At 73.7% G+C, this 9710-nt stretch carries 6 protein-coding genes and 1 pseudogene; 1 reads left to right on the forward strand and 6 read right to left on the reverse strand.

Annotated elements, in window-relative coordinates; translation table 11 throughout:
• Window positions 1-47 precede the first annotated feature (47 nt).
• Window positions 48-206 (forward strand): annotated as a pseudogene (locus tag ACFWYW_RS53970) (hypothetical protein); the annotation flags it as partial.
• Here the strand turns inward: ACFWYW_RS53970 and ACFWYW_RS53975 are convergent.
• The 6 genes from ACFWYW_RS53975 to ACFWYW_RS54000 all read right to left on the reverse strand — a co-directional run.
• Window positions 151-504, reverse strand: coding sequence for a CU044_2847 family protein (locus ACFWYW_RS53975; protein WP_379625495.1), 354 nt, complete (start codon window positions 502-504; stop codon window positions 151-153). The pseudogene ACFWYW_RS53970 and the gene ACFWYW_RS53975 overlap by 56 nt on opposite strands.
• Window positions 505-519: 15 nt before the next feature.
• Entirely contained in the window at window positions 520-1293 is a 774-nt protein-coding gene (locus ACFWYW_RS53980; RefSeq protein WP_379625497.1) for a hypothetical protein, read from the reverse strand.
• Complete coding sequence (locus ACFWYW_RS53985; RefSeq protein WP_379625499.1) at window positions 1290-6083, reverse strand: amino acid adenylation domain-containing protein; 4794 nt, start codon at window positions 6081-6083, stop codon at window positions 1290-1292. The genes ACFWYW_RS53980 and ACFWYW_RS53985 overlap by 4 nt, the downstream gene beginning before the upstream one ends.
• Window positions 6073-6267, reverse strand: coding sequence for a hypothetical protein (locus ACFWYW_RS53990; protein WP_379625501.1), 195 nt, complete (start codon window positions 6265-6267; stop codon window positions 6073-6075). The genes ACFWYW_RS53985 and ACFWYW_RS53990 overlap by 11 nt, the downstream gene beginning before the upstream one ends.
• Before the next feature lie 7 nt (window positions 6268-6274).
• Entirely contained in the window at window positions 6275-7912 is a 1638-nt protein-coding gene (locus ACFWYW_RS53995; RefSeq protein ID WP_379625503.1) for a hypothetical protein, read from the reverse strand.
• Window positions 7909-9710, reverse strand: a 1802-nt coding sequence (locus ACFWYW_RS54000; protein ID WP_379641374.1) for a condensation domain-containing protein, incomplete at its 5' end; no start/stop codon positions are given. The genes ACFWYW_RS53995 and ACFWYW_RS54000, both read right to left, overlap by 4 nt.

A 9710-nucleotide genomic window follows, 5' to 3' on the forward strand; every position in this document is an offset into this window, starting at 1 on the left:
CCGGGCGCGCCCGGCGACGCGGCGGCGCTCGGGGGCACCGCAACACCGTCGCCAACCGGGTCAAACGCCTGCTCGACCTGCTCGACGTGGACGGCGACAACGCCGGGCACCGCCTCCTGCTGCAGCTGACCTGCCGGGTGCCCGCTCAGCCTACGGCTCGGGGGTCGTGGTCACCTCGGGTTCCGGGGAGCCGGCGGTCCATTTGAGCGTGACGGAGAGGTTGGCCTCGGCGGAGGTGTTGGCGATGACGACGCCGGCCTGGGTGGCGAGCTTGACCGCGAACCCCACCGTGACCTCGTCCGGCGGGCGGGCCATGTCGCTCATGCGCCGGACCACGGAGTCGGCCGCCGAGCGCAGCCGGGTCATGGCGGACTCGAACGTCTCGGTGGCGGTGCCGGCCACGTCGCGCAGCCGTCCCGCCTGGACGGTGCCGGCCCGTACCTCCACGCTCTCCACGATGAGGCTTTCGCCGTCGGCCAGCGGAATCTCGACGTACTCCTTCACCCTGCGGGGTCCTCTCTAGGTCGCGCTCATGCGCAGTGTCCATGTCACTTCACCGGAGTCCGGCACGACGCCGGCCTGTCCGGGGCCGGCGTTCGCCAGTGTGGCCCGGTGCCCGATCATGGGCTCGACGCCGGTCGAGCGGTAGGGGCCGGAGTCGGGCCAGCCGCCCAGGTTGCGCCACAGCATGAGGCCGAAGGGCTGGTCCTGCACGTCGAGCGTCATCGTCAGCCGACTGCCGCCGTCCACCACTTCGGTGGTGGTGACGTCCGGGATGCGCACGCCCATCACGGAGCCGTCGTCGGGGCCGAACCGGCTCACGTCGATGTCGCCGAGGTACGGCCAGCCGCAGGATTCCGATCGGTCCGGCAGGTCGACGATCATGGGGATGCCCTCGGGCAGTTCGACCCGGGCACGGTCGGAGAGCTCCAGGAGGGCGTGGGCGGCCCAGATGAACCGGTGTCCCGGATCGCCCTGGAGCCGATAGGCGGCGGTCAGCCGCCCGGTCTCGACGGTGACGTCGCGGCGGAGCTCGAAGCCGGGGCCGGTGACGCGCATCGTGTGGCCGTCCTCCTGCCAGGCGCGCGACCACACCTGCCCGTGATCGGGCACACCGCCGATCGTGGGATAGCACTCCTCGAGGCCGCCGGCGTCGACGAACGGGTCGCCGGGTGCGACGTCGTCGCGGGCCGTGCCGGGTCGTCGCCAGAGCCATTCTTTTCCGTCCGGCCCGACCAGTGACACCCATCGGCCGCCGTGGCGGCTGTCGATCTCCACGCGCATCGGGCTCATGCCATCCCTTCGTTCCCGCGCTGCTCGATGATGTCACGAAGAATCGCCTCTTCCACGGCTGCCGCGAATTGGCGGAGAACCGGGGTGTCGAACAGGCTGCTCACCGGGAGGAATGTGCCGAATGTCGCGTTCACGCGGGAGATGAGGCGGGTCGCGGCGATGCTGTGGCCGCCGGCCGCGAAGAAGTGGGTGTCCGCCGTGATCGGGACGTCGAGCAGGTCCCGCCAGAGCTTGGCCACCGCCTTCTCCGCCGCGGTCATCGCGGGATTCCGGTCGGTCCCGGGCGCGGGGTCAGGTAGCGCCGGCCAGTCGATCTTGCCGTTGGGGAGGTGGGGCACCGTGTCGATGAGGGTGATCACCGACGGGACGAGGTAACCGGGCAGCCTGGTGCCGAGGTGGTCGCGGAGTTCGGCGGCCGTGACCTCGCCGTCCGGCACGACCCAGGCGAGCAGCCGTGGCCCACCCGACGGGTCCGGCCGGGGTCCGGCGACGGCCTGCCGTACCGCTGGATGGGTGTGAAGGGCCGCCTCCACCTCTCCGGGCTCGATGCGGTGGCCGCGGATCTTGAGCTGGCGGTCGGTCCGGCCGTGGTACTCGATCGAGCCGTCGGCGCGCCGTGAAGCCAGGTCGCCGGTGCGGTACAGGCGGGCGCCCGGCGTGAACGGATCGGGGACGAAGCGTTCGGCGGTGAGCGCCGGATCACCGTGGTAGCCGCGAGCCAGGCCGGCGCCGCCGATGTACAACTCCCCCGGTGTTCCCGGCGGCACCGGGTGCAGGTGCCGGTCGAGGAGCAGGATCCGGGTGTTGGCGATCGGATGGCCGATGGTGACGGGCTCGTGGGGGAGGCAGTCAGCGGCGGTGGAGTACGTGGTGGTCTCGGTGGGCCCGTAGAGGTTGGTGACGCGGCGGCCGGGCAACGTCTGGGCAACGTGTTCGACGAGGCTCGCGCGCAGCGGTTCGCCGGCGACGTTCACCCGCAGGAGCGCGGGCAGCGCAGGCGGGTCGTCGAGCAGTGCCCTCAGCGCGCTCGGCACGGTGTTGAGCAGCGTGATCCGGTCCGCGGCCGGGCTGTGGCGCAGGGCGAGCACGTCGTCGAGGAGTTCCACCGTGCCGCCCGCCGACAGCGGCGTGAAGATCTCGAACACCGACAGGTCGAAGCACACGGAAGTGCAGGCGGCCACGGTGGCCAGTTCCGCGCCGGAGAAGGCGCGGCGCCCCCAGGTCACGAGGTTGAGCAGGCCGCGATGGGTGATCGCGACGCCCTTCGGCACACCGGTCGAGCCGGAGGTGAACAGCAGGTAGGCGAGATCGTCCGGGTGCGGGCGCACCGGCTTCGACGTGCTCGTCGCGGGCGCGCGCAGGTCCACCACGGTCGTGCCGGGCGGGACGGTCACGGCGCGGCCGGTCGTGCCGTCGGTCAGCAGGATGGACGGCTGCGCGAGGGCGAGCATGGCGTTCAGCCGGGGCAGCGGGTAGGCGGGATCCAGCGGCAGGTAGCCGGCGCCGGACTTGAGCACGCCCAGCAGGGCGACGACCAGGTCGGACGTCCTGGGCAGGCAGACGGCCACGACCATGCCCGGCCCCGCTCCGCGTGCGGCGAGACGAGCCGCCACGGCGTCGGAGGCGGCGCGCAGCCGCGCGTGGGACAGCTCCCGATCGCCGCAGCGGAGCGCGGTGCCCTCGTGGTCGTGAAGCAGGTCCAGCACGGTGCCCTCGGGCCGCTCGGCGTGCGTGTCGTCGCCGCCGGACACGGCCTGGCGGTACTCCCCGGCGGGCATGACGGGCAGCTCGTGCACGGGCAGGTCCGGCCGGTCGACGGCGGCCTGGAGGACCGTCTCCAGGCGGTCGGCGAGCCGGTCGGCGGTGGCGGGATCGATCAGGTCGCCGCGGTATTCGAGACGGGCGCGCACCGTGCCGCCGCGTTGGCGCAGCGACAGCCACAGGTCGAACTTCGCCGCCTCCGGCTCGATGTCACGCAGCCGCGCCCGCACGCCGCCGAACGTCCACGACTCCGGCGGCTCCTCCACCCAGTCGCAGGCCACCTGGACCAGCGGAGCGTGCGCCGTGCCACGCTCCGGCGCGAGGATCTCGACCAGCGAGCCGAAGGGCACCTCCGCCTGGTCGAGCGTGTCCAGCACGTCGGTCCGGACCCGGCCGAGGAACATCGAGAAAGGCTCGTCCGGATCGATGTGGAGGGGCACGGGCAGGAGATTGGCGAACAACCCGACCGCGTCGTCGTGTTCTGATCGGGTACGGCCGGCGCCGATGGTGCCGATCAGCATGGACTCCTGCCCACTCGAGCGCCACATCAGCACCGACCACGCGGCCAGCGCCACCATGAACGGCGTGGCCCGGGTCGTGTCCGCCAACGCGGTCATCGCGGCGACGAGCCGGTCCGGCAGGGTGCGCCAGACGACGCCGCCTTGGTCGGTCTGCACCTGGGGGCGGGTGACCGGGAGCCGCAGGGTGTCCGGCACGGCACGCAACCGCGCTACCCACGCCGGTGACGGCACGGCAGGTTCGGCGTCGCCGTACGCAGGAGCGGCGGGAAGCGACCGTCCGGCGTAGGCGGTCGTGAGGTCGCGGAGGAAAACGCCCACCGACGCGTCGTCGGTGACGATGTGGTGCATGGCGAACCAGGCTCTGCCGCCGTCCGGCCGTACGGCGATGCGGAGCAGGGGATCGGCGGCGAGGTCGGTGGGACGCCCGGCCCAGGCCGGCTCCGCCACGTCGGCGACGGCGAACTCGAAGGCGGGGCCGGAACGGACGAACGCCCGCGGGTGTCCGTCCTCGTCGGCGAAGCCGGTGCGCAGGGCGTCATGGCGGGCGACCACCCGTTCCACGGCCGTGCGCAGCCTCGCGACGTCGATCGGTTCGTCGAAGTCCAGGGCGAAGGCGATCGTGTAGGCGCTGCCGCCGGGACGCAGCCGGTCCAGGAACCACAGGCTGCGCTGCGCCGGAGACACCTGCCGAACCGTGGCCGGACCCGGGGGAAGCGCGGAAGCGGCTGGTGGGCGCGCCGCGCTCTCGAGCCAGGCCGTCAGCGCGGCGATGGTGCGGTGCTCGAACACCTCCTCCACGCGCAGCTCGGCCGCCACCCGGCGGCGCAGCCGCGCGGTGACGCGGACGACGTGCATGCTGTGGGCGCCGGCGGTGAAGACGTCGTCCTCGCGGCCCAGCGCCGGGACGCCGAGCACCTGCCGCCAGGTCTCGGTCACCGCGCGCTCCACGTCGCTCACCTCGTTGGACGGCTCGGCGAGGCCGGGCGCGGCCGGGAGCTGGGGTAGCGCCCTGCGGTCGATCTTGCCGTTGGGCAGGGCGGGCAGGCCGGCGAGCATCACGTACCGGAGGGCCGTCAGCGGCTCGGGCAGTGTCCGCGCCAGGTGCGCGGTCAGGCTTCCCGAGTCCGGTGGTACGGCGGCGCGGGGCACGACGTACCCCACCAGGACCGGTTCCCCGTTCTGTTCGTGCGCCTGTACGGCTGCCGCCCGCACGTCCGGGTGGGTGCGCAGGGCCAGTTCGATCTCGTCGAGCTCCACCCGGTGGCCGCGGACCTTGAGTTGGCGGTCGGTCCTGCCGTGGCACTCGATGGCCCCGTCGGCGTGTCTTGAGGCCAGGTCCCCCGTTCGATACAGGCGGGCGCCTGGCGTGAACGGATCGGGGACGAAGCGTTCGGCGGTGAGCGCGGGGTCACCGTGGTAGCCGCGAGCCAGGCCGGCGCCGCCGATGTACAACTCCCCCGGCGTCCCGGGCGGCACCGGACGCAGATCCTCGTCCAGCAGCAGCGCCCGGGTGTTGGCGATCGGCCACCCGACGGGCACGCGTTCACCCGGATCCTCGGGGACGTCGCCCATCAGTGAGGTCATCGCGCACTCGGTGAGCCCGTACTGGTGGACGAAGCGCACCTGCCGCCCCCACCGGCGACGGACCCGATCCACGAGTTCGGCGGGCAGCGTCTCGCTGATGATCACCACAAGGCGCAGGTCTCCCGGGGGCGTGTCCAGGTCGAGGAGAGCCGACAGCACCTGTGGCAGGCACGACAGCAGGCAGGTGACCGTGCCCTCGGCCAGCCGCCGCGCGACGGCCTGCACGGCCTGCGCGCCCCGGCTCTCCACCAGTTCCAGCGTGGCGCCGCTGGTCAGCGGTCCGAGGATGTCGCGTACGGCGGCGCTGTACCCGATGTCGGCCAACTGGAGCGCCACGTCCCCGGGTCCGAGCGCCCAGGCGGCGGCCACCTGGGTGAGCGTGTTGGCCGCCGCCTCGTGCGGAACGGCCACCAGCTTGGGCTGCCCGGTCGTGCCGGAGGTGGGCAACACATAGGCCAGGTTGCCGGGCCGTACCGGAGACTCAGGGACGGCAGCGGGTTCGGGCACGTCGACCAGCACGCCGGGCCGTACCGGAGATTCAGGGGCGGCGGGTTCGGGATCGTCGACCGGCACGACGGGAACGGCGGTGTCCAGCGCGTGCCCCGACGCCGTGACCAGGAAGCGGGCCGACGCGCGAGCCAGCAGCGCCTCCTGCGGCGCGGCCGGGTGCCATGGGGTCAGCGGCAGGTAGGCCATGCCGGAACGCAGCACGGCGAGCACCGCCACGGGCAGGCCGAGCCCGCGCGGCAGGCGGATGCCGGCGACCGCGTCCGGTTCGGCGCCGGCCCGCACGAGGCGTCCGGCCAGGCCGTTTGCCGCGTCGGCCAGCTCGGCGTAGGTCAGCGTGCGCGTGCCTGCCCGGACGGCGACGCGGCCGGGGTCGGCGCCCACGAGGTCGTGGAGCAGCCTCGCCTCACGCGCCATCGTGCGCTCCCGCGGCCGGGAGGCCGATCGCGCGGATCACGGCCGGCTCCTCGCCGCCGGCGAAGTCGACGACGCTCACCACCCCGCTGTCGAGCAGGGTCACGACGCGATCGGCGACGTCCTCCCACGACGTGCCGGCGCTGCGGACGTTGACCTGCGCGACGATAATTTCGGCTGATGCCATGGGCACCTCACATCAACTGGGCGGTTACGTGATGGGCCAGCAACTCGGTCACGCTCGCGAGACGTGCTCCCCCGGCGGCGACGGCGCGAAGGTGACCGGGCAGCGCGGCGGTCGGCACGTCGTCGAGGTCGAGCCAGATCGCGGGCAGGGCGGTGTGGCGGCGGGCGCGGGCCAGCCGGTAGCCGAAGGCGCCGGGGTTTCCGGCCGAGGCGCGCACATGATGGACGTCGGCGCCGGCTAGCCCGTATTCGGGCAACCGATACGCGTTCCGCCAGACGGGAACGTCGAACCCGTAGCCGGGGTCGTAGTTCACGCCGTGGCGCGGGTCGTGGGCCTCGCCCTGTGGCGTCAGCACGAGCCGCACACCCCGCTCGTACAGCGACGCCGGTGACGCGTGCACCGGCGGGACCCGGTCGAGCAGGAGCACCCGCGGATCGTCGTGGGCATGCGGCACGCCGGGCAGTTCTTCGTCGGCGATCGCGCGCCGGTCGGGGGTGCCGGCGCCGCTGACGATGACGAAGGCGTCCGGTCCTGGCGGCGGTGGCTCCAGGAGTTCCAGCAGTCCTTCGGCGATGTGCTCCGGCTCCGGTCGTACCGCCTCCGACCAGGGCGGGCGTGCCGCTGCGGCCAGTCCCGCCCTGGTCAGCTCGTACAGCGTGGCCACGTCGTCGCAGGCGGCCAGGCCGACGTGGGGAAGCGACGCCGCCACCAGTTCGGCGGTGGCCTTCTGGTCCTCGGCCCAGGAGAAGTTCGGCACCAGGACGGTCGCGGCCGGTCCCGACAGGGTCTCGCGCAGGACGTTGCTGCCCGGCCGGATCACGGCCACCCGCGCCGCGTGCAGCAGCGCCGGCAGTTCCGGGACGAACGGCACGAACGTCACGTTCGGCAGCTCCGGGGGTGTCGAACCGCGATAGTACGGCCCGGCCACCAGCACCACGCGCGTCGGCACGCGCTCCGCCCGCAGCCGCGCGGCCACCTCGGTCATCGAGGAGAACAGCCGCTCGGGGTACGCCTGGGTGGTCACGTCACCGCCCGCGCCCGCGCTCACCACGACCAGCGGCAGCGTGTCCGGGGAGAACCGGGCGGCGGCCGCCGCGACGTCCGTGGCGTCCGGAAGGGCGAAGACCGGGCCGTGGAAGCGGACGCGGCCGGAGTGGCCGAGCATCGTCCGGGTCGCGGGGGTCAACTCCGCCGACCGCAGAACGGCGGCCTCCTCCCGGGCGACGAGGATCCTGTCGTAGTGGCGCAGCAGGCCGTCCTGACGCAGGCGTTCGAGGTAGGCGCCCCTGGTCATGCCGCTCATCACCAGTGCCTTGGGGACATCGCGGAAGGGCGCGAGAAACAGGTGGCGCGGATCGGGATAGGTGTCCTCGACCAGCAGCGACGGCGCCAGCCGGGTGCCGAGCGCGCGCAGCAGGTCCAGGTAGGCGGCCTCCATCGCGTCGTTGGGCAGCCGCTCCAGCACCGGCAGGTTCACCGCGGGCAGCGGCGAGCGGCGCAGCAGGTCGACGGGCCGCCCCTGGCTCATCAGCACCACGCGCACGTCCGGGGCGAGCCGCGCCAGCGCCTCGGCGATCAGCAGCGTGCGCCGGGTGTGGCCCAGCCCATGGCGGCCCTTGAAGCAGAACAACACCGTCGTGGTCATGAGCCGGCGACCTCCGCACGGGCGGCCGCGGCCAGGGTGCGCGCCCACCGGCGGCGTGGGGCGAATCCCCAGCGCCTGGCGGCGAGCGCGCCGCTGAACCGCCGGTGCGTCGCGTACAGGCCGGCCGGCTCACCCTCTTCGATCGCGATCCGCTGCCCGCGCAGCCGAAGCAGTTCCATGGCCAGCGTTCGCCAGCCGAAGTGCCCGCCGACGGCGTTGACCGGTCCGTCGGGCGGTCGCCGCAGGCACTCGGCCACGAGCCAGGCCAGGTCGCGGGCGTCCACCCAGGCGTGCCCGCGCCGCGCGGGCGGCAGGACCAGCGGGCGGCCGGACCTGATCGCGTCCTCCACCGGTGCTCCGGCGGTCTGGCGTAACTGCCATATGCAGTACGGGTCCGGCGCCCAGACGAACGGCGGCCGCAGCGCCGCGTGACCGGGGCCGGTGGCGGCCAACAGGTCTTCGCACGCCGCCTTGGCTCGCGCGTACTCGGTCAGGTCTCTTGGAAAGGGGTGGTCCTCGGTGACGGCGTGGGGGCCGGGCGGCCGGCCGTACACGTCGGCGCTGCTGATGAAGACGAACGGGCGGCCATCTCGTCCTGCCGCCAGCATTTCCATGGCCGCGAGGTCGACGTCGGGTTCGGTGAAGGTGCTCGCGGCGTGCACGAGCGCGACCGCCCCGTCCGCCGCCTCGGCCAGGCTCGCCGGGTCGGCCAGGTCCCCTTCGGCCACCTCGTCGGCGATCCGCAGGGCACGCGGGCGCGAGGACGGCCGCGAGAAGGCGCGTACGGCCAGGCCGCGTCGCCGCAGTTCCGCGGTGACGGCCTGCCCCACCAGCCCGGTGGCGCCGGTGACCAGGACGACCGGGCCGTCCCGGCGAACGGGCGCGCGCACCGGTGGGGCACTCAGCGCGCGGGCCAGCGCCGCCACGGTCGGGTGTGCCATGACCAGTCGGGCGGGCACCGGACGCCCGAGCCGCGCCGCCACGGCGTCGGCCGCCTGGAGTGCCAGCAGCGAGTGGCCGCCGAGCTCGAAGAAGTCGTCATCCCTGCCGGCGGCGATGCCGAGCACCTGGGCGTAGACCTCCGCGATGACCGGCTCCAGCGGGGCAGGCGGACCGGACGGGCCGGCACGCGGCGGGGACATCGGGGAGGTGAAGCGGCCGGACGGCACGGCACCGGGCGGGGATGGCGGCGAGGTGGGGCGTGGCGTGACAGAGGCGAGGTCGTCGATGCGCCGGTGGGGATCATGACAGGCGGCGGCGACGAGGTCGGCGTACCTGGCGGCCATGGCCGTCACCGTCGCCCGGTCGAGGACCTGGGTGGCGTACTCCCAGGACATCGCCCACCCGGCGGCGTCCGGCTCCGGGGCGATCATGACCGTGAGGTCGAGTTTCGCGGCGCCGTTGTGCATCCGGTGTCCCGGGGAGACGCCGTCCATGCCGAACATCGTCCGGTACAGGGGATTCCTGGCCGCGCCCGGCATGGCCCCCAGGTCGCGGACCACCTCGGCCAGGGGCAGCTCCTGGTGGGCGTGGGCTTCCAGTACGGCGCGGCGCACCCGGCCCACCACGTCGGCGAAGGAGGGGGCACCGCTCAGGTCGCAGCGCAGCGCCACCGTGTTGGCCAGCATCCCGGCGGCTCCCTCCAGCTCTTCCAGCCGCCGGGCCGCCATGGGCACGCCCACCAGGAGGTCGTCCGGGGCGCCGCCGCGGCGCAGTTCCACGAGGAAGGCGGCAAGGAGCGTCATGTACGGCGTGGCGTGCAGCCGGCGGGCGACGTCGGCCACCGCCGGGGTCACCG

This window comes from Nonomuraea sp. NPDC059023, from assembly GCF_042740095.1.
Taxonomy (GTDB): domain Bacteria; phylum Actinomycetota; class Actinomycetes; order Streptosporangiales; family Streptosporangiaceae; genus Nonomuraea.